Source organism: Kocuria sp. CPCC 205263, from assembly GCF_040981075.1.
Lineage (GTDB): Bacteria > Actinomycetota > Actinomycetes > Actinomycetales > Micrococcaceae > Kocuria > Kocuria rosea.
In genome coordinates, this window is the sequence record NZ_JAVKPV010000003.1 from 245,622 (window position 1) to 265,843 (window position 20,222).

General features: G+C 73.0%; 22 protein-coding genes and 1 pseudogene. 11 read left to right on the forward strand and 12 right to left on the reverse strand.

The genetic code is table 11. The features are described from left to right. Positions 1-76 precede the first annotated feature (76 nt). Complete coding sequence (locus RF647_RS05910; RefSeq protein WP_368810926.1) at positions 77-514, forward strand: VOC family protein; 438 nt, start codon at positions 77-79, stop codon at positions 512-514. Here the strand turns inward: RF647_RS05910 and RF647_RS05915 are convergent. From RF647_RS05915 to RF647_RS05925, 3 genes are all read right to left on the reverse strand, one after another. Beyond that, positions 477-1,157, reverse strand: a complete 681-nt coding sequence (locus tag RF647_RS05915) for a hypothetical protein (RefSeq protein ID WP_368810927.1) — start codon at positions 1,155-1,157, stop codon at positions 477-479. The two genes, RF647_RS05910 and RF647_RS05915, sit on opposite strands and share 38 nt — an antisense overlap. A 137-nt stretch (positions 1,158-1,294) precedes the next feature. Further along, positions 1,295-3,832, reverse strand: a complete 2,538-nt coding sequence (locus tag RF647_RS05920; protein WP_368810928.1) for a PEP/pyruvate-binding domain-containing protein — start codon at positions 3,830-3,832, stop codon at positions 1,295-1,297. 238 nt (positions 3,833-4,070) lie between these two features. Continuing rightward, positions 4,071-4,763, reverse strand: coding sequence for a LysE family translocator (locus RF647_RS05925; RefSeq protein WP_368810929.1), 693 nt, complete (start codon positions 4,761-4,763; stop codon positions 4,071-4,073). A gap of 111 nt (positions 4,764-4,874) precedes the next feature. On the opposite strand from RF647_RS05925, the gene RF647_RS05930 reads away from it, so the two are divergent. Beyond that, positions 4,875-5,795: a LysR family transcriptional regulator gene (locus RF647_RS05930; RefSeq protein WP_368810930.1), complete on the forward strand. Its 921-nt coding sequence runs from the start codon at positions 4,875-4,877 to the stop codon at positions 5,793-5,795. A 74-nt stretch (positions 5,796-5,869) separates the two neighbouring features. Here the strand turns inward: RF647_RS05930 and RF647_RS05935 are convergent, their stop codons facing one another. The 4 genes from RF647_RS05935 to RF647_RS05950 all read right to left on the reverse strand — a co-directional run bounded on the left by RF647_RS05935 (position 5,870) and on the right by RF647_RS05950 (position 7,694). Next, the gene (locus RF647_RS05935) at positions 5,870-6,256 is read right to left on the reverse strand and encodes an MmcQ/YjbR family DNA-binding protein (protein WP_368810931.1); all 387 of its coding nucleotides are present in this window, start codon (positions 6,254-6,256) and stop codon (positions 5,870-5,872) included. Between the two features lie 7 nt (positions 6,257-6,263). Further along, the gene (locus RF647_RS05940) at positions 6,264-6,839 is read right to left on the reverse strand and encodes a dihydrofolate reductase family protein (protein ID WP_368810932.1); all 576 of its coding nucleotides are present in this window, start codon (positions 6,837-6,839) and stop codon (positions 6,264-6,266) included. An 82-nt stretch (positions 6,840-6,921) separates the two neighbouring features. After that, positions 6,922-7,251, reverse strand: a complete 330-nt coding sequence (locus tag RF647_RS05945) for a hypothetical protein (RefSeq protein WP_368810933.1) — start codon at positions 7,249-7,251, stop codon at positions 6,922-6,924. A 197-nt stretch (positions 7,252-7,448) separates the two neighbouring features. Beyond that, positions 7,449-7,694, reverse strand: a complete 246-nt coding sequence (locus RF647_RS05950; RefSeq protein WP_368811123.1) for a helix-turn-helix transcriptional regulator — start codon at positions 7,692-7,694, stop codon at positions 7,449-7,451. On the opposite strand from RF647_RS05950, the pseudogene RF647_RS05955 reads away from it, so the two are divergent. Beyond that, positions 7,692-7,802 (forward strand): annotated as a pseudogene (locus RF647_RS05955) (type I methionyl aminopeptidase); the annotation flags it as partial. The gene RF647_RS05950 and the pseudogene RF647_RS05955 sit on opposite strands and share 3 nt — an antisense overlap. A 61-nt stretch (positions 7,803-7,863) precedes the next feature. Here the strand turns inward: RF647_RS05955 and RF647_RS05960 are convergent. Next, positions 7,864-8,355: a beta-class carbonic anhydrase gene (locus tag RF647_RS05960; RefSeq protein ID WP_368810934.1), complete on the reverse strand. Its 492-nt coding sequence runs from the start codon at positions 8,353-8,355 to the stop codon at positions 7,864-7,866. A 209-nt stretch (positions 8,356-8,564) separates the two neighbouring features. Continuing rightward, positions 8,565-9,335 carry a hypothetical protein gene (locus RF647_RS05965; protein WP_368811124.1) on the reverse strand — a complete coding sequence of 257 codons (771 nt, stop codon included), beginning with the start codon at positions 9,333-9,335 and terminating at the stop codon, positions 8,565-8,567. Between the two features lie 259 nt (positions 9,336-9,594). On the opposite strand from RF647_RS05965, the gene RF647_RS05970 reads away from it, so the two are divergent. From RF647_RS05970 to RF647_RS05985, 4 genes are all read left to right on the forward strand, one after another. Beyond that, complete coding sequence (locus RF647_RS05970) at positions 9,595-10,290, forward strand: FadR/GntR family transcriptional regulator (RefSeq protein ID WP_133410245.1); 696 nt, start codon at positions 9,595-9,597, stop codon at positions 10,288-10,290. A 172-nt stretch (positions 10,291-10,462) separates the two neighbouring features. Next, positions 10,463-11,461, forward strand: a complete 999-nt coding sequence (locus tag RF647_RS05975; protein ID WP_368810935.1) for an asparaginase — start codon at positions 10,463-10,465, stop codon at positions 11,459-11,461. Between the two features lie 109 nt (positions 11,462-11,570). Next, a complete protein-coding gene (locus tag RF647_RS05980; protein ID WP_368810936.1) occupies positions 11,571-12,974 on the forward strand; it encodes an aspartate ammonia-lyase in 1,404 nt (467 codons plus the stop codon). A gap of 117 nt (positions 12,975-13,091) precedes the next feature. Continuing rightward, a complete protein-coding gene (locus RF647_RS05985; RefSeq protein ID WP_368811125.1) occupies positions 13,092-14,549 on the forward strand; it encodes an amino acid permease in 1,458 nt (485 codons plus the stop codon). Positions 14,550-14,586: 37 nt separating this feature from the next. Here the strand turns inward: RF647_RS05985 and RF647_RS05990 are convergent, their stop codons facing one another. After that, entirely contained in the window at positions 14,587-15,183 is a 597-nt protein-coding gene (locus tag RF647_RS05990) for a hypothetical protein (RefSeq protein WP_368810937.1), read from the reverse strand. A 208-nt stretch (positions 15,184-15,391) separates the two neighbouring features. Then, on the reverse strand, positions 15,392-15,784 hold the full coding sequence (locus RF647_RS05995) for a VOC family protein (protein WP_368810938.1): 393 nt from the start codon (positions 15,782-15,784) through the stop codon (positions 15,392-15,394). A 36-nt stretch (positions 15,785-15,820) separates the two neighbouring features. Between RF647_RS05995 and RF647_RS06000 the strand changes: the two genes are divergently transcribed. Continuing rightward, entirely contained in the window at positions 15,821-16,639 is an 819-nt protein-coding gene (locus RF647_RS06000; RefSeq protein ID WP_368810939.1) for a hypothetical protein, read from the forward strand. A 155-nt stretch (positions 16,640-16,794) separates the two neighbouring features. Here the strand turns inward: RF647_RS06000 and RF647_RS06005 are convergent, their stop codons facing one another. After that, positions 16,795-17,097, reverse strand: a complete 303-nt coding sequence (locus RF647_RS06005; RefSeq protein WP_368810940.1) for a hypothetical protein — start codon at positions 17,095-17,097, stop codon at positions 16,795-16,797. 161 nt (positions 17,098-17,258) lie between these two features. Between RF647_RS06005 and RF647_RS06010 the strand changes: the two genes are divergently transcribed. The 3 genes from RF647_RS06010 (at position 17,259) to RF647_RS06020 (ending at position 20,203) form a co-directional block, all read left to right on the forward strand. Continuing rightward, positions 17,259-18,566, forward strand: a complete 1,308-nt coding sequence (locus tag RF647_RS06010; RefSeq protein WP_368795970.1) for a MurT ligase domain-containing protein — start codon at positions 17,259-17,261, stop codon at positions 18,564-18,566. Between the two features lie 11 nt (positions 18,567-18,577). After that, the gene (locus tag RF647_RS06015) at positions 18,578-19,300 is read left to right on the forward strand and encodes a type 1 glutamine amidotransferase (RefSeq protein ID WP_172604363.1); all 723 of its coding nucleotides are present in this window, start codon (positions 18,578-18,580) and stop codon (positions 19,298-19,300) included. Between the two features lie 141 nt (positions 19,301-19,441). Beyond that, entirely contained in the window at positions 19,442-20,203 is a 762-nt protein-coding gene (locus tag RF647_RS06020) for a YebC/PmpR family DNA-binding transcriptional regulator (RefSeq protein WP_368810941.1), read from the forward strand. Positions 20,204-20,222 lie beyond the last annotated feature (19 nt).

Below are 20,222 nucleotides of genomic sequence, written 5' to 3' on the forward strand. Positions count from 1 at the left end.
AGATCGGGTTCCGTCCTTCGGAATATGAAGACGCTTCGGCAGGACCGGATTACCGCGGTTCGATACGATGCAACACATGTCCATCACGTTCGAGAACGTCGGTATCGCCGTCCGTGACCTCGACGCGGCGATCGCCTTCTTCACCGACCTCGGACTGACCGTCCTGGGCCGGGACACGGTCAGCGGCGAGTGGGCGGACACCGCCGTCGGCCTCGACGGCAACCACGTCAACATCGCCATGCTCCAGACCCCGGACGGCAGCGGTCGCCTCGAGCTCTTCGAGTACATCCACCCCGAGGCGATCGAGACACAGCCCACCCGGCCCCATGAGATCGGGATGCACCGCGTCGCCTTCTCGGTCGACGACATCGACGACGCCCTCGAGATCGCCGCGAGGCACGGCTGTCACCCGCTGCGCGGGGTAGGGACCTACGGGGACGCCTACAAGCTCGCCTATGTCCGCGGCCCCAGCGGCATCATCGTGATGCTCGCCGAGGATCTGCACAGCCACTGACGACGGGTCGATTCGGACGTTGCCAGAGGTTCTCGGCCTGCTGCTCCCAGCCGGCTTCCTCGAGGGTGTCGGTCGAGGGGTCGTCGCTGACGAGGGCGACGTCCTGCCGGGGGAGTCCACCTGAGAGCTCGACGACCTTGTCGCTCCGGATGGTGGAGCATCCACCGATCCAGTCGTCGGAGGTGGCGCCGACCTGGATCAGGCACGCCTCGTGGTCGGCGCCCGAGGCCGGTCGCGCCGCGAAGTAGGAGTAGCCGTCGATCTCCCCCAGGTAGCGGGCGGAGTCGCCGGCGAACTGTTCGTCGGACCGGATGACTTCCGGCACCGGTCGGGTGGAGGACTCGGAGTCGAGAACAGCGAGGCCGTCACCGGTGGAGGCACAGGCGGAGGCTGCCCATACCATCGCGAGCGCCATTCCTGCTGCGCCGAATCTCTTGGTATTCATCATGAGACGTCTCCTCCGCTCCACCGAGCCCATGGGCGCCAGCTGCCCGTGCGATGGCGCGGGGCGATGGAGCACGTCGCCGGCCCGGGGGAGGTCATCGGCGGTGTCCCGGGCGGGCAGGACCGCGCGGGACTCGAGCACGAAGCGTGCAGCGCCGGCCGTCCGCGGCGATCGCTCCTCCGGCGTCGGAATGGTCATGCCGCACGAGCCGTGAGTACTGCGCCTCGGCGTGCATGGTCGTGCCGAACGATTCCGCTGCCCGCGCCCACGTGGTGCGCTGCGTCTCGAGCGGGGCCTCGCTGTCGGACACCCATGCGAACCGTCCTGACATGTGCCTATTCCCCTGGTGCGGCCGAGCCCGGTCGCCCGGCCCGATGTTCTCGAGCGTCCGGGCCGTCCAGGGGCTGTGCACCGCCGGCCGTGTCGTGCATCCGGATCAGCCCCGTGGCGCCGTCGATGGTGACGATCTGGCCCTCGGTCAGCAGGGTGGTGGCGTCGGGCACGCAGATGACGGCCGGGATGCCGTACTCGCGGGCCACGGTCGGGCCGTGGGCGATCGTGGAGCCGGTCTCCGTGATGAGTCCGCCGAGGGTCAGGAACAGCGGGGTCCAGCCCGGGTCGGTGGTCGGGGCGACGAGGATGTCACCGGGCTGCAGCCTCGCCTCGGACGGGTGGTGGACGATCCGCACCGGCCCGGTCACGATCCCGGTGGCCGCCGGCTGGCCGACCAGCACGTCCGGCCCGTGCTCGGGCGCGGTGTCGTCGGGCAGGGCCTGGGGGTTCGTGCCGTCGGACAGCAGCAGGCCGGGGACCTGCCGCCGTCGGGCCTCGCGGTGGCGCTCCCTGCGCCGGCCGGTCACCACCGCGCGCAGGTCCGCGCCGCGCGAGGCGTCGAGGGCCTCGTCCAGGGTCAGGAACATGATGTCCTCCGACTGCTCCAGCAGGCCGCGCCCGGTGAGCTCGGCCCCCACGCTGAGCAGCTGCCGGCGCACCTCGGCCAGCGGGGTCAGCCAGAGAAACTTGGGCAGCTCGCGCAGGCCGGCCAGCTCCCGGCTGCGGCGCAGCATGGACCCGGCGAGGCGGGCCCGCAGCGGCCGGGTGCGCCTGGCGCGTGCGACGAGGTCTGCCAGGGCGGCCTCGGCCTCGACGGCGGCGCGGGCGAACCGGGCCGGCGGGGCCTGCTCCGGTTCGGTCACCTGCAGGTACCCGGCCAGGGCGGCGAACACGGGGGTGGGGTCGTCGGCCCACCGGGGGGAGCCGACGTCGATCTCGGCGCTGCCGCGGATCCCGTACTCCGCCAGGAAGGCCGACAGGCCGAACTCGGGCAGCTCGCCGCGCGAGAAGCGTGCGGCGAGCTCGTCCGGGGTAGCGCCGACCAGCAGATCGCGGTGCGGGCGGGCGGCCTCGGCCACCGACCAGAGCTTCAGGTCCATCTGGGTGGTGACGTTGTGGGGCATCCCGCGCAGGGTCGCGTTCAGCTCGCCGGGCTGCAGGATACCGTCCAGCAGCCAGCCGGCCACCCCTTGAGCGATGAGCGCTGCCCACAGGGGCGGCAGGGAGCGCATCATCGGTCCGGTCATCGTCGCGTCCTGCAGACCGGCGGCGGAACGGACCCGGTCCGCCGTGTCCGCCGGTTCGGTCCGGGGCTGCCGGCGGACCTGTTCGAGTTCGTGGAACGCGCGCTCGCGGGCGGCAGCGGGCCGTGCCAGGGCCCGCAGCGCGCCGAGCAGCGAGGCGGGCACGGTGGCCAGGAGCAGCCGCGCGGTCGCACCGGCGGAGAACACGCGCTGACCGGGACGGGCGGGACGGGGCGCGTAGCGGGGGTCGTCCAGGACGCGCCGCAAGCCCCGTGCCACGGCCGGACCGTAGACCTGCACCATCGCGGGGACGCGGGAGTGCAGGCGCGGGCTGCGGACGAGGCCGGTGAGGTCCATGAACAGCCGGCCGCCGATCTCGACGAGGAACGGATCGACCACGGCGTCGTCGACGCCGATGATCTGCAGCCAGCGGCGGGTCGTCTCCCGCAGCACGGACACGCCCATGGGGGTGACCGGGCGCCGCAGACCCTGCATGTGGCCGACCTCCATGTAGACACGCGGGTCACCCTGTACCGGGTCGGACCCCGCCGGGAGCGGGAAGAGCGTGGTGATGGGCCGGGACTGCAGCAGCCAGAGCGTGCCCTCGGCGTCGTAGGCGAACTCGATGTCCTGCGGGCTGCCGAGGGCGCGCTGGACCCGCTGCCCGGTCGCCTGGAGCTCGCGGAGCTGGTCGGGGGAGAGACAGCCGTGCTCCTGTGGCCCGGGGAGCGGGCCGTGCCCGGGCAGGACGTAGTGGTCGGTGTCCATGGTGCCGTCCACGACTCCGGTGCCCAGCCCCGGGACCGCGTCGATGACGGTCTCCGTGCGGGTGCCGGTCAGCGGGTTGGCCGTGAACATCACCCCGGCGACCGTCGGGATGATCATGCGCTGCACGACGACGGCCATCGCGAGGTCGCCGGTCTCCAACCCCTGCCCGGCCCGGTAGGCGGCGGCGCGCTCGCTGTGCACGGAGTCCCAGCACTGCCGGATGGCCTCGAGCAGTGCGTCCCCGCCCTCGACGTCGAGGACGGTGTCCTGCTGGCCGGCGAAACTGGCGTCCGGCAGGTCCTCCGCCGTGGCGCTGGAGCGGACGGCGACGGGACCACCGCCGAGATGCTCGTAGGCCGTCAGGACGGCCCGCTCGGGGACGGCGCCCGAGCGGTAGGCCTCGGTGGTCAGGCAGAACGCGTCCGGCACGCGCTCGCCCGCGGACAGGAGGGCTCCGAGACCGACGGCCTTGCCCCCGACGAGCTCGGTGGTCGCCGAGGTGATGTGGGCCAGGTCGATCACGTCCATGGGATGCCTCTCTGGTGCCCCGGGGCTGACAGGGGGTGCGGAACGGGCAGCGCCATGGGGCGTCCGGTGCCCGTTCACAGCCGATGATCCGGTCGGCCGGTCGGCAGGTCAACCTCCCCGTGCCGTGAGGCACCAGCGTGACGGCGCGGAGGTGCCGGCGGTCGACACGGACCGGTTCCGCCGGCGTGGCCGGTGCCTCCACCCCGGTCGTTCCGGCCGGTCGCGCGGGGGAGTCCGCTCAGATCCAGGTGGCGAGCACGGGGACGGTGGTCATCACTCCCAGCGCCACGAAGACCGCCCCGGAGGTGAGCTCGATCCTGCGGGTCACGGTGGGACGGTTGAGCCAGGTGCCGGCGGTGTGGGCGGCCAGGGCCACGAGGAGCAGGTAGATCCCGATGGTTGCCGCCACCGTTCCGCCCATCACCACCATGACGAACAGCGCCCCGGCCCCGGGCGGGGTGAACTGGGGCAGGAGGGCCAGGAAGAACAGCCCGGTCTTCGGATTGGTCAGGCAGCACACCAGTCCTGCGGCGAAGGCCGATCGCGCTCTCGGCCCGGAGGGCTCCGGGCGGTCCAGGGCGGCGGTGACGGTCGACCCCGCGGCCCGTGTCACGCCGACGGCCATCGGCACCGCGGTGGCCGGGGCGGGAGCGTGGGCGGTGATCGCCCGGTAGCCCAGGTAGAACAGGTAGGCGCCCCCGAGGATCCGCAGAGCCTGGAAGGCGGCCGGGGAGCTGTCCAGGAAGGCGGCCACGCCCACCGCGACCAGCCCCGCCCAGGCGAAGACCCCCACCGCGGACCCGGCGGCGGCCAGCATCCCGGCCCGGCGCTGCCGCAGGGCGTAGCCCAGGGTCAGGACGGTGTCGGGTCCCGGGGTGAGGGCCAGGACCACGGCCACGCCCAGCAGGGCCAGATAGCTCGAGGTGTCCACGGCAGCTCCTTGTCGGTCAGTGGTTCGTGACCCCTACCGTGCCACCGCGTGACCCTTCAGCACCAGCAATGATTTCCGTGTCATTGGCAGGTGAAAGCATACGATCGGGGCATGCTCGATCCGCACCGGCTCACCATCCTGCGCGCCGTCATCGCTGCCGGCTCGGTCCACGCCGCCGCCCGGAACCTCCACCTGGCCCCGGCCACCGTCAGCCAGCACCTCCGCGCCCTGGCCCGGCAGACCGGGCTGGTGCTGTTCGAGAAGAACGGCCGGGGCATCGAGGCCACCCCGGCCGCCCGGCACCTGTGCGAGGCCAGCGCGGACACCCTCAGCAGCCTGGAACGCCTCGAGCGCACCGTGGAGGATCTGCGGCAGGGCCGGGCCGAGCAGATCGCCGTCGCCTGCTTCGCGTCCCTGGCCCAGGCCTGGATGCCCGAGGTGGTGGTCGCCCTGCGTGCCCGGTCCCCGGACGTGGTGGTGGAGATCAGCATCAACGAGCTGCACCCCACCGGAGGCCGCCGGGCCCCCGACGTCGACGTGCGCAACGAGTCCCTCGACGGGCCCCTCGTCCACCTGGAGGGATACCAGCGCCATGCCCTGCACGAGGAGGACTTCTGCGTGGTGCTGCCGGTCGACCACCCGCTGTCCGCGCGTCCCACGGTGACGATGGCCCAGCTGCGCGACGAGCCCTGGATCGACCACGACACCCACGACGGCCCCACCGGGCGCATCATCACCCGCGCCTGTCACGCCGCCGGCTACACCCCGCACTACGTCGCCCGTCTCGACGACCACCACGCGGCCACCAGCCTCGCCGCGGCCGGGCTGGGGATCACGGTGCTGCCCCGGATCGCGCTCACCGGGCTGCCGGCGACTCTCACCTCGAGGCCGCTGGTCGCCCCGGCCGTCCACCGGCGCATCGTCGCCCACACCCGCACCCACCCCACCCGGGCGCGGCTGATCCACACGGCCCTGACGGCGCTGCGCGAAGCCGCTCGACGGAGCCGGCCCGCACCACCGGACGAGCGCTGACCCCACCACCGCTCCGACGGACCCCGTGATCGCATCGGGCCCCCGACGCCGCCCGCGGACAGCAGGACGCCCGCTCAGGGCTGTGCTCCGGTGCGCGTGTGGCGCAGCACCGGGCGCCTGGCCCGAGGGAGTCCTTCGACGACGAGCTCGTAGGCGTTCAGCACCAGTTCCCCGACGAGCTCCGGGGTGATCCCCGGGCCGGCGGCGAGGGAGATCCAGTGCTGCTTGTTCATGTGGTAGCCGGGCGTGATCGTGGGGAACTCCTGGCGCAGCGCCGTCGCGTGCGGGGGCTCGCACTTGAGCGTCACGATCGGCTCCCCGGGTGCTTCCGTGGTCATCAGGAAGATCTTGCCCACGACCTTGAACACGTCGTGCTCCGGGCCGAAGGGACAGGTGTGCGTCACGGCCGGCAGCCCGGCGGCCGCCTCCATGGCGATCTGCTGAAGTCTCGTCCCGTCCACGCCGCTGCTATCCGCGGGACCGGGGGTGCTGGACCTCGTAGCTGACCTGGACCATGCCGTTGTCGAAGCGGCGCTCCCGGAGGAGGCGCAGCTCCAGGGACAGCCCGTCGGGGAAGACCGGGGTGCCGCCGCCCACCGTGACCGGGCACAGCAGGAGCTCTACCACGTCGACCAGCCCCAGCAGCAGGGCGCTGCCGGCCAGGGTCGGGCCCTCGATCGTGAGGTCTCCGGACGCCTCGGACCTCGCGCGTTCGACGGCCTCGGCGGTGAACTCCCGCTCGAGCCGGGTGCCTTCGGTCCAGGTCCGGCCGAGAGAGGAGGAGAAGACGATCTTCTCGGCGCGCTTCCAGGTCTCCGCGAAGCGCGCCGTCTCCGGGGACCATGTCGCCGCGGACGGATCGGTCTCCCAGACGGCCATGGTCTCGTACATGCGCCGCCCGTAGAGGTAGGTGCTGACCGATGCCAGGTCCGTGGTCAGGGCGGCGACGACGGCCTCGTCGGGCACGGCCCAGGTGAAGCTGCCCTGCTCGTCCGAGTTGTAGCCGTCCAACGAGGAGGCGACGGAGTAGATCACTTTCCCCATGCCCCCACTCAACCCGCCGGAGCCGCCCGGGCACAAGAGGGGCAGTGCCTCCGAGGTCCGTCGTGCCTCCAGCGGCGGGCCGTCAGCTGTGCCCGTCCCGGTCCTCGCCGCGGCGGGTCATTTCCGCCCGCGCGGCAGCACGCACGTGCAAATTGGTGGCGTTGTCGGCCGCGTAGCGACGGTCGGCGGCGCTCAGGTGGTCACTGCCGAGTGCGGCAGCCGCCACGTCGACGTCGCTGTGGTGCAGGGCGATGTCGAGCAGCTCCGCCGTGCCGGTCAGCTCCTCGACCCCGTCGACGGTCCAGGACTGGACCCGGCGTCGGTGGTCGGCCTCCTTCTGCGCCAGCTGCCGCATCAGCTCGCCCGTGTTGATCACAGAGGTGATGGGCTGGGAGTCGTCGTGCTTCGTCACCGTGTCCTCCTGGGGGGTCCGTCCGTGGTCCTTCCATTCATAGCCCACCACCCCGTCCCCTGTGATGAATCAACCGTCCCCGGAGGTGGAAAGGAGCCCCGCCGGCCCTGGTCCGCCGCGTCGCGGAGCCCTGGGATGCGGTTCCTGCCGCGGCCCACCGCGGCGGCTCCGTCCGGGGCAGGTGGGGGAGCCGACTCCTACGAGACCAGCCGCTCCCGCGTGTCGTGGCCGGAGCAGGCCGGTGGAGCACCACGTCCGGGTCGGCTGATCTCGGCCCACAGCTCATCGAGGGGCAGGCCGAGAACATCGGCGATCGCCGCGATGGTCGGGAAGGCAGGGGTCGCCACACGGCCCGACTCGATCTTCCGCAGGGTCTCCGGCGGGACGCCCGCATCGAGGGCGACCTCCAGCATCGGGCGCTCACCCGTGGCCCGGCGCAGCAGGGCGGCATCGCTGCGGACTAGGCCATCAGCTTCATCGTGGGGGAGGCAAGGCCCCCGGAGAGCGCCGTGATGATCGAGGTGACCGAACGCGCCCTGCACGCCGGGATCACCGACGCGGCCACACGGTGACGTCCTGCAGCCGGAGCGCTCTCGGTCGGCCGAGCGGGAGTCAGCGGACTTCGCGGAGGGAGCCGTCGGTGACGTCGTAGACGAAGCCCCGCACGCTGTCGCGGTGCGGGATGAAGGGGTTGGCGGTGATGCGCGCCATGGACCGGCGGACGTCGTCGTCGGGATCGGTGAAGGACTCCGGTGACCACGGCGGGCGCATCCCGGTGTCGGCCTTGATCTGTGCCGTGAAGGCGTCGTCGGTGAAGGTGAGCATGCCGCAGTCGGTGTGGTGGATGAGGATGATCTCCCGGGTGCCCAGCAGACGCTGGCTGATGACCAGGGACCGGACCTCGTCGTCGGTGATCACCCCGCCGGCGTTGCGGATGACGTGGGCGTCGCCCTCGCTCAGCCCCAGCAGTCCGTAGGGGTTGAGCCGGGCGTCCATGCAGGCCACCACCGCCACCGGCAGAGCCGGGGGCATGGGCAGATCGCCCTTGGTGAAGGCGGCGGCGTAGGCCTCGGCGTGGTGCAGGAGGTCATCGGTGGCGCTCATAGCGGGTCCTTTCCTCGACAGGTGTGGCGGACCGCGTCCCGGGGGCCGGCTTCGGTCCCCGGTGTCCCCGGGCGCTGCGGTCCGACCCGTCCGGAGCCGCCCGGTCCGCTCCTCACCCTAGGACCGGGCGTCGCCCGTGCACACCCCTCCCGTCGTCATCGGTCGCGACGCTGAGATCGGTTGCGGGACCCGGCGCTGCGACCGGCTCCTCACTCCGGATCGCCCCGCAGCACGTCCACGTGCACGTGGTCGAGGTGGCGCAGGATCTCGTTGCCGGGCTCGGGCGCGTCGTAGTCCCGCCACCGCCCCCGCGAGCTGTGAGCGCTCCAGAAGCGGTCGTCGAAGATGACGTACTGGACGTCCAGGTCCTCGGCGTGCGCAACCAGCCAGTGGGCCAGCAGCCACCCTTCGCGCCGGTTCTCCTCGGTCACAGGGCGGAAGAAGACGTCGACGGCGCGGCCGTCGTAGTGCGTCGACTCCTCGCCGTGGCCCTGGCCGACGCCGCCGGGGGCGAACCCACCCAGACTCTGCTCTCCGAACACCTCGGTCATCGCACCGCGCACCCGCTCGGCGCGCGGGGTCAGGCCGGTTGCGGTCAGCTGTTGCTGCGGCAGGTCATCGGCCGCTGAGCCCCGGCAGCTCAGGCTCGCACCGGCGTCCTCGGGCGGTCCGTCGGCCAGGCGCCGCAACACCGCCGCGTCGAGACCGGAGGTGTCCGGGGCCTCCACCCCGCGGGCGGCGAGCGCCACCGCGGTCGTGGCCCGCTTCGCCTCCTCGCGGTCGAGCCCGACCTCTCCGTCCGCGGTCTCGACGACGCACTCGGCACCCCAGGTCAGCCCGCCGTCCCCGGCGCGCAGGCCGCTGAGCAGGCCGGGCCCGAGGAGCACCAGTGCTCCCGCCAGCATCCCGAGCACGAGAAGCAGGGCGAGGAGCGAGCGCAGGGGGCGGCTCCGGTCCCGGTGCGCGGCGCCGGCGGTCATCACGCGTGCGGTCGTGCGGGGAGCACGGCGAGCGCATGGGCTCGGGTGCCGATCGCCTCGGGGGCCACGGCTGATCCGACGACGCCGACGACGCCGGTCCTGGCGGTCCTGCCGACGATGATGCACCTGCTTCCGCTCGGGTGTGGGGATGCCGGCTCCAGCACAGCAGGCGGACCTGGCGAGAACCTGCACGAGTCGTGCGGGAAACCGGCTCGTGACCCCTTGACAGCCCGGTGTGATCCGTATCATGCTGGACCACATGAACCTGTCAGACAGCCGGACAGCCGGACAGCCGGTGGAGCGCTTCAGCGCGGCGGAGGCCGTCTTCAAGGACCTGCTCGCGCAGATCCAGGAGGGGCGCCTCGCCGTGGGGGAGAAGCTGCCCTCGGAGGCCGCGCTGGCCCAGGGGTACGGCGTGAGCCGGTCCGTGATCCGCGAGGCGCTGCGCTCCTGCGCGGCACTGGGCCTGACCGTCAGCCGCACCGGCAAGGGGACGTTCGTCGTCTCCCAGCGGGTGGCCGAGGACCTGGCCCTGGGCGCGTACTCGGCCCGGGACCTGCACGAGGCCCGGCCGCACATCGAGGTCCCCGCGGCCGGTCTCGCCGCGCGCCGCCGCACCGAGGAGGACGTGCGCTTCCTGCAGGACGTCGTGGCGGCGATGGCGGCCGAGGACGACCCTCAGGCCTGGGTCGAGCTGGACACGAGCTTCCACGCCGCTGTCGCCCGGATCAGCCACAACCGGGTGTTCGAGAAGGTCATCGCCGACATCCGCGAGGCGCTCTTCCACCAGTCCGAGACCCTCAACGTGGTGGCGGCCCGCCAGAAGCGCTCGGACGAGGAGCACCTGCGCATCTTCCACGCCATCCGCGACGGCGCGGCCGACGAGGCGGAGGCCGCCATGCAGGACCACCTCGCGGCCGTGCGCGGCGCTCTCGGCGCCATCACCGGCGAGTAGCCCGCCGGTCGTCCCGGCCACTGTTCCAGCCTCCCCGGCTTCCGCTCGAGCAGGCGCGGTCCTCGCCCTGCTCGCCCGTCCTCCTGCCCTCCGTTCCGCGCGGGACACCCTCCGGCGCCTCCCTCCGGCGCGCACCCCCGCCCGCACCGATCACCTCCAGCAAGGACCCAGCATGACCACCGCAGCCCTCGGGGCACCCCTGTCCACCGCCCGCCCGCAGCACGTGCCCGTCGCCGAACAGGTCCGCGACGGCGTCGTCGAGAGCGTCCACCACGGCTCGCTCGTGGCCACGGACGCCGCCGGGCGGATCCTGCTCGAGGCCGGAGACCCCCTGGCCCTCTTCTACCCCCGCTCATCCCTCAAGCCGCTGCAGGTGGTGGCCATGCTCCGCGCCGGCCTCGAGCTGCCCGGGTCCTTGCTGGCCCTGGCCGCGGCCAGCCACTCCGGGGCGCCCCGGCACCGGGACGGCGCCGGCCGCATCCTCGCCGGCCACGGCGCGGACGAGACCGCCCTGGAGAACGTGCCCGACCTGCCGTACGGACCCGCCGAACGGGCCGCCGCCCTGCGCGCCGGCGAAGGGCCCACCCGCCTGGCCCAGAACTGCTCCGGCAAGCACGCCGCCATGGTCGCCACCTGCCGGGTCAACGGCTGGCCCGTGGCCGGCTACACCGACCCCGGCCACCCGCTGCAGCTGCTGATCGCCGAGGTCGTGGCGGAGCTGACCGGCGAACCCCTGGGGCCCGGCAGCACCGACGGCTGCGGCACCCCCCTGCACGCCGTCACCCTCCGGGGCATGGCCACCGCCTTCGCCCGGCTGGCCTCCGCCGCCCCGGGCACACCCGAGGCCTGGGTCGCGTCCGCCATGACCGGGCACCCCGAGCAGGTGGCCGGCGAGGGCCGTGACGTCACGGAGCTCATGCGCAGGGTCCCCGGCCTGCTGGCCAAGGACGGCTTCGAGGGCCTTCAGCTCGTGGGCCTGCCGGACGGGCGCGGTCTGGCCGTGAAGATCGCCGACGGCGCCGACCGTGCCCGGATGCCGGTCACCGTGCAGGCCCTGCAGCGGCTCGGGGTGGACCCCGCAGCGCTCGCCGGCCTGGGCCGGGTCCCCGTGCTCGGCGGGGGCCGCACCGTGGGGTCGCTGCACGCCGTCGCCCTCGCCGCCGCCCGCTGAGCCACTGCCCGCTGTCCCTCCGCTCCGAGAGAGACGGCCCCTCGTCCCGCTGACCCACCGTCCCGCTGCCGTCCACCACCTCGTGACACCCGAGAGAACCGAGAGAACCATGACCGCTCCCGCCTTCCGCACCGAGCACGACCTGCTCGGCAACCGCCAGGTCCCCGCCGACGCCTACTGGGGCGTGCAGACCCTGCGCGCCGTGGAGAACTTCCCCATCACCGGCCTTCCCCTGGGCGGCCACGCCCACCTGGTGCGGGGCCTTGCGGCCGTCAAGCTCGCCGCCGCCCGCGCCAACCACGAGCTCGGGCTGCTCGACACCGCCCGGGCCGACGCCGTCGTGGCGGCCTGCCAGGAGATCCTCGACGGGCGCCTCCACGAGCAGTTCCGCGTGGACGTGATCCAGGGCGGCGCCGGCACCTCCTCCAACATGAACGCCAACGAGGTGATCGCCAACCGGGCCCTGGAGCTGCTGGGCGCCGGCAAGGGGGAGTACTCCCGGCTGCACCCCAACGACCACGTCAACCTGTCGCAGTCCACCAACGACGCGTACCCCACGGCCGTGAAGATCGCCACGATCACCGGCGTGCAGGAGCTGCTGGCGGCCCTGGAGGTGCTGGAGGACGCCTTCGCGGCGAAGGCTCGCGAGTTCCGCACCGTCGTGAAGATGGGCCGCACCCAGCTGCAGGACGCCGTGCCCATGACCCTGGGCCAGGAGTTCGGCACCTACGCCGTGATGATCCGGGAGGACCGCCAGCGCCTCGCCGAGGCGAGCCTGCTGGTCCACGAGATCAACCTCGGGGCGACGGCGATCGGCACCGGGCTCAACGCCCCGGACGGCTACGCCGCCGCGGCCTGCCGCCACCTGGCCGCCGTCACCGGCCTGCCGCTGGTCACCGCCGTCGACCTCGTGGAGGCCACCCAGGACGTCGGGTCCTTCGTGCACCTGTCCGGGGTGCTCAAGCGGGTGGCCGTGAAGCTGTCCAAGATCTGCAACGACCTGCGGCTGCTCTCCTCCGGGCCCCGGGCCGGGCTGGGCGAGATCACCCTGCCCGCCGTGCAGTCCGGCTCCTCGATCATGCCGGGCAAGATCAACCCGGTGATCCCCGAGGTCGTCAGCCAGGTCGCCTACGAGGTCATCGGCAACGACGTCACGATCACCATGGCCGCCGAGAGCGGACAGCTGCAGCTCAACGCCTTCGAGCCGATCATCGTCCACAGCCTGCACAAGAGCGTCGCCCACCTCCGGGCGGCCTGCACCACGCTCACGGAGCGCTGCGTGCGCGGCATCACCGCCAACGAGGAGCACCTGCGCGCGTCGGTGGAGCACTCCATCGGCCTGGTGACCGCACTGAACCCCCACCTGGGATACGCCACGGCCACCGCGATCGCCCAGGAGGCCCTGGTCACGGGCGCCGGCGTCGCGGAGCTGGTGCGCGAGCGCGGTCTGCTGACCGCCGAGGAGCTGGGCCGCATCCTGCGCCCGGAGCGCCTCGCCAACCTCACCGTCTGACCCGTCCACGAGCTATTCCGCCACCACCCAGGAGACCGAGCCATGCCCCCTGTGTCCGTCCACCACCCGGACCGGCGCCACGCCACCCCGGCCCAGCCACCAACCGCCGCCCTCGACATGCTCCACGCGGAGGACGAGGGCTACCACAAGGGGCTCAAGCCCCGGCAGATCCAGATGATCGCGATCGGCGGCGCCATCGGCACCGGCCTGTTCATGGGCGCCGGCGGGCGGCTGGCCAGCGCCGGGCCCGCCCTCGTGCTCGTCTACGCGGTCTGCGGCTTCTTCGCGTTCCTCATCCTGCGCGCCCTGGGCGAGCTCGTCGTGCGCCGCCCGTCCTCCGGCTCCTTCGTCTCCTACGCCCGGGAGTTCTACGGGGAGAAGGCGGCCTTCTTCACCGGCTGGCTGTACTGGCTCAACTGGGCCATGACCGCGATCGTGGACATCACCGCCGTGGCGCTGTACATGAAGTTCTTCGCCCGGTACTGGGCTCCCATCGGGGACGTCCCCCAGTGGCAGTACGCCCTGGCCGCCCTGCTGCTCGTCCTCGGGCTGAATCTCGTCTCGGTCAAGGTCTTCGGCGAGCTCGAGTTCTGGTTCGCCCTCATCAAGGTGGCCGCGCTCTCCGCGTTCCTGGTGGTCGGGATCTGGCTGGTGCTCTTCGGAACCCCGGCCGACGGCCAGGAGGTGGGCCTGTCCCTCATCGGCCAGAACGGCGGGCTCCTGCCCAACGGTCTGCTGCCGGCGGTCGTCGTGATCCAGGGCGTGGTCTTCGCCTACGCGTCCATCGAGCTGATCGGCACCGCCGCCGGTGAGACGGAGCACCCCGAGAAGGTCATGCCGCGCGCCGTGAACACGGTGATCGTGCGCATCGCGGTCTTCTACGTCGGGTCGCTGACCCTGCTGTCCCTGCTCCTGCCCTACACCGCCTACAAGGCGGGGGAGAGCCCGTTCGTGACGTTCTTCGGCTCCATCGGCGTGGCCGGCATGGACACCGTCATGAACCTCGTGGTGCTCACCGCGGCCCTGTCCTCGCTCAACGCCGGGCTCTACTCCACGGGCCGGATCCTGCGCTCCATGTCCCTGGCCGGATCGGCCCCCCGCTTCGCGGGCCGGATGAACCGGGCCGGCGTCCCGTACGGCGGCATCGTGCTGACAGCGGCGGTGGCCGTGCTGGGCGTGGTGCTCAACGCCCTCGTGCCGGCCCAGGCCTTCGAGATCGTGCTGAACCTCGCCTCGGTCGGCATCATCAGCGCCTGGGCGATGATCATGCTCTGCCACCTCCGGCTCGTCTCCTGGTCCCGGCAGGGCAGGGCGGAGCGCCCCGGCTTCCGGCTCCCCGGCGCGCCCTTCACCGGCTGGCTGACCCTGGCGTTCCTCGTGAGCGTCGTCGTGCTGATGGCCTTCGACTCCCCGATCGGGACCTGGACCGTCGCCTCCCTGCTGCTGCTCGTGCCGCTGCTGGTCCTCGGCTGGTACCGGTGCCGTGACCGGGTGCACGAGATCGCCGCGGCCCACGCCGCCCTCGCCCGGACCGCCCCTGCGGCCTCCGAGGAGACGGGGCCGCCCGTCCGGTAGGGCTCCGCCCCGGGGGCGCGGCATCCGCGCCCCCGGCTCACGGACGTCCGGACCCCCGGCTCGCCTCCGCCCGGCCTGCGGCGATCTGGGCGGCCCAGCGCACCCGGAAAGGCCGCCGATCCGGGTCCGTCGTTCCCGGCGACTCGACGGCCGGCTCCGCGGCCCCGGTGTCCACCCCGGGGGTCTGCTGCCGGGGCCGAGGGGAGGCGTGGCGTCGGGCGGCCGCCACCGCCTCGGCCCGGCGCTGCTCGGCCTCCGCCGCGGCGCGCTGGTCCGGAGAGCGCATCGGGGTGCCGTCCTGGTGGGTCCAGGTGCGCAGGCGGGCGGCGAACCAGGCCCCGGGGTTGTCGATCCCGGTCACCGAGTCGTGGGTGTAGCGCACGCCCTGCGGGGTCCAGTCCAGGGCGTGCAGGACGTCGGCGACGGTCCACCCGGCCTCGAAGTGCGGCCCGGCCACGGCCACGACGTAGGCGGTGGTGATCCGGCGCAGCACCAGCGCGTGGTGCTGCAGCTCCAGTCCGGCCCGCCGCAGGACCTGTTGCCAGTCCCGCCGGGTCGGTGCCGTCGTCGTCGGCCGCACTGCCGCGTGGGCCGGCCACAGCGGAGCTGTCCGCCGGCCCAGGGCGGCCTTCACCTCCCGCCGCTGCGCGTCGGCTCCGGCAGCGGGCCGGGGCGCCGCGGGAGCCCTCGAGGAAGGCTCCGCGCACGCGTGCGGGGGAGGGCCCGACCCCTCCGGGGGAACCGGGTCGACGTCGCGATCCACTGGCATTGCCTCCTCTGCCGGCTCGTCGGTGGTGTTCTCCGGACCCGGGGCCGGCTTGTGGGCAGGAGCCTGGGGCGCTTCAGCCCGCACCGGACTGGACGACCAGCAGCATCGTGCCCTCGGGATCACGGACGTAGGCGACGGTCTCGCCCCACGGCATGGCCTCCGCATCGACAGGCACGGCCGCACCGGCCCGGCGGGCGGCGTCGAGGACGGCCGGAAGGTCCTCGACGTAGACGCACAGGTCCACCGCGTGGCCGGTCGCGGGCAGCGGGGTGTCGCCGTACAGCGCCGCCGTGGTGCCGACGCCCAGGCCCAGCTGGCCGTCTCCCACGCGCAGGACGAGGAAGGCCGGCTCTCCCGTCCCGGGGAACCGGTACGTCGGCACGGCGTGGAACACCTCTTCGTAGAAGGCCCCGGTGCCGACCAGATCCGCACAGTTGACGATGGGGAACAGCTCGTGCCCGGTCATGGTCCGACAGTACCGGGATGTGCTCTACTCGGTCGCATGAGCGGTGACTCCCTGCCTGAGGTCCCCACGGCCGATGACTTCCGCGCACTGGCGCGCAGCTCGCCGTGGCGGTTCACCACCGTGCACTTCACCCACCGGCGGCAGCGGGACGCCGGGAGCACTCCGGACGGCGAACCGGTCGAGGCGCGGCTCGACCGGCGCCTCGGCCGTGTGGTCGTCCGCACCTCCGGGGGCGTCGAGGTCGCCGAAGGGCCTCCCTACGGTGCGGCGGTGAGCCTGATGACCTGCGACGACGACGACGCGGCGGGCGCCGTTCCGTCACCGCCGTCGCCGGAGCCGGAGGTGGTGCTGCGCCCGGACGGTCTGGTCGCCCGGCGCCCGGAGGACCGGCACTTCGACCACGGTGATCCGATGTGGCAGGACTACCGGTGGACGGCCATGCTCGACCCGGCCGAGCTGAGCCGGGGAGTGGACGTCAGCGAGGTCGTCGCCACGACACAGCGGGGCCGCCTCACCTGGTCGGCCGCCTGCCGGCCGCTGCTCGGTGCCGGGGAGGACTGGGAGAACGGCTACACCCCGCGGTGCGGGTGCTGCCCGTTGCTGGACGGTCCCGCCAGCCGGATCCACGAGTACGGCCGCGAGGATCCGACCCTCACCGACGGCGACCTCGCCACGGTCTACTGCGTGCACCTCGACGTACAGACGCGCATCGTCGTGGACATCACCCCGCTGGACGGCCTCTACGGCACCAGCCTCGGCAACGAGCTCCACGCCGTCGACGCACCGCTGGACCCTCCGCCGCAGGGACCGGAGCAGCCGGGCCGCCGCCCGCGGACGTCAGGAGCACCGGCATGACTCACCTTTCCCTCGCACACCCCCTGCGGGGCAGGACCGCACTGGTCACCGGGGTCTCCCGCCGCCGCGGCATCGGGTACGCGGTGGCCGTCGAGGACCCCGTGGACCGAGCCTGACCTGAGGGAACGGCGCGGCCGAGGTCCTCGACCCTCCGGTCACCGCCGCGAGGCGCGCCGGCCCACGAGCCAGCCGGCGTAGAAGGCCCACAGGACGAGCCCGGCCACCACACCGGTCCACCCCGCCGTGGCCTCCGGGGCCACCAGGGTCATGGCCGGGAACGCCGCGTCGCCCGGCGGGGCGTCCGCGAACCACCCGAACGACGCCTCCGCCGGATGGAGCAGCACGAGCAGCGCCCCGCCCAGCACCAGGAGACCGCCGAGACACGCCAGGACCACCCACCAGGGCGGCATCCGGCGAGGCGGAACGTACGGAGGGGCGGCGGGGCCGGTGGCGTTCATGGCCCGACCCTACGGCCGGTGCGCCGCCCGGCCACAGCACCCCGCGGCGACACCGTGCCGTGCGTCGTCGTCGCCCGTCCCCCGGCGGCCTGGGGGGACGCGCGGACCGCCCGCCCCGGGGGCACCCGGGTGCCCGTCGCCGCCGGGGAGCAGACCATAGGATGGAGCGCATGTCCAGACCCCACGTGCGCCTGCTCGGCCAAGGCATCCGGTACCTGACCACCCTGCGCGGCGGAGGCTCCGCCTTCCCCGGCCTCGTGATGGAGCGGCTGCACCCCGGGTTCGTGGCCGAGGAGCTCGCGAAGCTGCCGCACGGCGTGGTGCTCATCAGCGGCACCAACGGCAAGACGACCACCACCAAGATGGCCGTCCAACTGCTGCGCTCGCAGGGCTACAGGGTCTTCACCAACCGCACCGGCTCCAACTTCGTGCGAGGCGTGGCCGCCGCCCTGCTCGGGGAGATGAGCCTCACCGGACGCCTCGACGCGGACGTCGCCGTGCTCGAGCTCGACGAGGCGCACGCCGTGCACTTCGTCAAGCAGGTCAAGCCCCGCCACGCGCTGCTGCTCAACGTCATGCGCGACCAGCTCGACCGCTTCGGCGAGATCGACACCACCCGGCGGATGCTCGCCCAGATCGCGGCGGCCACCACGGGCACCGTGGTCCTCAACCGGGAGGACCCCCGGATCGTGTCCCTCGCGGAGCACGTCCCCGAGGGCACGCAGACCCGCTGGTTCGGGCTGTCCGCCCCGCTGCGGCCCATGTTCCCCTCCGACGACGACATGCGCTCGGCCGGCGGACCCGACGCCGAGGCCGACCACGAGGCGGAGCTGGCGCCCCGGCCGGCCGCCGACGTGGAGCTGACGTCCTTCGAGGCGAACCGGGTCCGGCTCACGGTGGGCGGGGAGGCCGTCGAGACCACCGTGGAGCTCTACGGCGTCTACAACATGTACAACGCGGCGGCCGCCCTCGCGCTGGCGCTCGCGGTGGCCGGTCCCGACGCGGACCGCGCCGCGCTGGTGGACGAGCTCTCCCGCGTCACCCCCGCCTTCGGCCGCGGGGAGACCATCACCGTGGACGGCCGGCCGCTGCAGCTGCTGCTCGTGAAGAACCCCGCCGGGTTCCGCCTCTCGCTGGCCTCGGCGCGGCCGGGCGACTACGCCACGATGATCGCCATCAACGACGAGTACGCCGACGGCCGCGACGTCTCCTGGCTGTGGGACGTGGACTTCCACTCCCTGCGCTCCGGCGGCGTGGACACGGTGTCCGGCACCCGGGCGTGGGACATGGCCCTGCGGCTGGACTACGACGAGGTCGCGGTGCGCGAGGTGGTCCCGGGTCTCGGCGACGCCCTGCGGCGCTTCGTCGCCGGGGCCGGTGACCGGCCGATGCGCGTCTTCTGCACCTACACGTCCATGCTCGAGCTGCGCCGGGAGCTGTCCCGCGTGGCCGAGGTCGCCGAGATCTGAGCGGAGCCCCCGTGACCGACCGCACCGTCCACCTCGTCCAGCTCTACCCCCGGGACATGAACATCTACGGGGACTGGGGCAACACCCTCACCCTCAAGCGCCGGCTGGAGAAGTACGGCTACGCCGTGCGGCTGAGCGACCACAACCCCGGGGACCCGTTCCCGCCCGACGCCGACCTGCTGGTGGGCGGCGGCGGCCAGGACTCGGGGCAGTTCCGGGTCCAGGAGGACCTGCAGCGGATCGCCCCCGAGCTGCGGGCCATGGCCGCCGACGGCGTGCCGATGCTCGCGATCTGCGGCCTCTACCAGCTCTTCGGCCACGAGTTCCGCACCGGCGCCGGCGAGACCCTGCCTGGCATCGGCATCCTCGACCTGACCACGGTGGGCGGGCCCACGCGCCTGATCGGCAACATCGTGCTGGAGTCCCCGGAGTTCGGGACCGTCGTCGGTTACGAGAACCACTCCGGGGTGACCCGGCTCGGTCCGGACCAGACGCCGCTGGGACGGGTGGTGAAGGGCGCGGGCAACAACGGCGAGGACGGCACCGAGGGCGCCCGCGTGCACCACGTGGTGGGCTCCTACCTGCACGGGTCGATGCTGCCCAAGAACCCCGCCGTGGCCGACCACCTCATCCGCGCCGCGGTGGAGCGCCGGCTCGGCGTCTTCGACGCCGCACCGTTGGACGACACCCTGGCCGAGCGGGCCCGGGAGGTCGCGCAGGCCCGGCCCCGCTAGGGCCCCGGCCGGGGCGGCGCGCACCCGGTAGAATGGACCAGGACTTCTCCGGCCCGTCCCGGCCACCGCCGGGACGGGCCGTGCCGGGACGACGCACGACGCGTCCCGGCCGACCGCGAACGACTTCCCGAGGAGGGACGCATGTCAGGACACTCCAAGTGGGCCACGACCAAGCACAAGAAGGCCGCGATCGACGCCAAGCGGGCGAAGGCCTTCGCCAAGTACATCAAGGGCATCGAGGTGGCCGCGCGCATGGGCGGGCCCGACACCGCGGGCAACCCGGCGCTTGACCTCGCCGTGTCCAAGGCCAAGAAGAACTCGGTGCCGGTCGCGAACATCGACCGCGCCGTCAAGCGCGGCGCCGGCCTGACCGGTGAGGTCGTCGACTACACCGAGATCCTCTACGAAGCCCGTGGGCCGCAGGGCACGGCGCTGTACATCGAGTGCCTCACCGACAACAAGAACCGCGCCGCCTCCGAGGTGCGCGTGGCCGTGACCCGCAACGGCGGCACCATGGCCGACTCGGGGTCCGTGGCGTTCCTCTTCGAGCGCAAGGGCGTCGTGGAGGTCACCCGCACCGAGGGGCTGACCGAGGACGACGTCCTCATGGCCGTCCTGGACGCCGGCGCCGACGAGGTCGTGGAGCAGGAGGACGTCTTCGAGGTCGTCTCCGAGGCCACCGACCTGCCCGCGATCCGCGCGGCCCTCGACGAGGCCGGGCTCGAGTACAACAACGACGACCCGCAGTTCCGCCCGAGCATGCTCGTGGAGCTCGACGCCGAGGGCGCCCGGAAGTTCCTGCGCCTGGTCGACGCCGTCGAGGAGCTCGACGACGTGCAGAACGTCTACGCCAACGCGGACATCCCCGCCGAGATCCTGGCGCAGCTCGACTCCGAGGACTGACCACGGCCACGCAGCGGAT

What these genes read in the sequence shown, in the direction of transcription:
- RF647_RS05910 (WP_368810926.1), top strand. Translation starts at nt 77, where the DNA reads ATGTCCATCACGTTCGAGAACGTCGGTATCGCCGTCCGTGACCTCGAC.
- RF647_RS05915 (WP_368810927.1), bottom strand. Translation starts at nt 1,157, where the DNA reads ATGACCATTCCGACGCCGGAGGAGCGATCGCCGCGGACGGCCGGCGCT.
- RF647_RS05920 (WP_368810928.1), bottom strand. Translation starts at nt 3,832, where the DNA reads ATGGACGTGATCGACCTGGCCCACATCACCTCGGCGACCACCGAGCTC.
- RF647_RS05930 (WP_368810930.1), top strand. Translation starts at nt 4,875, where the DNA reads ATGCTCGATCCGCACCGGCTCACCATCCTGCGCGCCGTCATCGCTGCC.
- RF647_RS05940 (WP_368810932.1), bottom strand. Translation starts at nt 6,839, where the DNA reads ATGGGGAAAGTGATCTACTCCGTCGCCTCCTCGTTGGACGGCTACAAC.
- RF647_RS05960 (WP_368810934.1), bottom strand. Translation starts at nt 8,355, where the DNA reads ATGAGCGCCACCGATGACCTCCTGCACCACGCCGAGGCCTACGCCGCC.
- RF647_RS05965 (WP_368811124.1), bottom strand. Translation starts at nt 9,335, where the DNA reads ATGACCGCCGGCGCCGCGCACCGGGACCGGAGCCGCCCCCTGCGCTCG.
- RF647_RS05970 (WP_133410245.1), top strand. Translation starts at nt 9,595, where the DNA reads ATGAACCTGTCAGACAGCCGGACAGCCGGACAGCCGGTGGAGCGCTTC.
- RF647_RS05975 (WP_368810935.1), top strand. Translation starts at nt 10,463, where the DNA reads ATGACCACCGCAGCCCTCGGGGCACCCCTGTCCACCGCCCGCCCGCAG.
- RF647_RS05980 (WP_368810936.1), top strand. Translation starts at nt 11,571, where the DNA reads ATGACCGCTCCCGCCTTCCGCACCGAGCACGACCTGCTCGGCAACCGC.
- RF647_RS05985 (WP_368811125.1), top strand. Translation starts at nt 13,092, where the DNA reads ATGCTCCACGCGGAGGACGAGGGCTACCACAAGGGGCTCAAGCCCCGG.
- RF647_RS05995 (WP_368810938.1), bottom strand. Translation starts at nt 15,784, where the DNA reads ATGACCGGGCACGAGCTGTTCCCCATCGTCAACTGTGCGGATCTGGTC.
- RF647_RS06000 (WP_368810939.1), top strand. Translation starts at nt 15,821, where the DNA reads ATGAGCGGTGACTCCCTGCCTGAGGTCCCCACGGCCGATGACTTCCGC.
- RF647_RS06005 (WP_368810940.1), bottom strand. Translation starts at nt 17,097, where the DNA reads ATGAACGCCACCGGCCCCGCCGCCCCTCCGTACGTTCCGCCTCGCCGG.
- RF647_RS06010 (WP_368795970.1), top strand. Translation starts at nt 17,259, where the DNA reads ATGGAGCGCATGTCCAGACCCCACGTGCGCCTGCTCGGCCAAGGCATC.
- RF647_RS06020 (WP_368810941.1), top strand. Translation starts at nt 19,442, where the DNA reads ATGTCAGGACACTCCAAGTGGGCCACGACCAAGCACAAGAAGGCCGCG.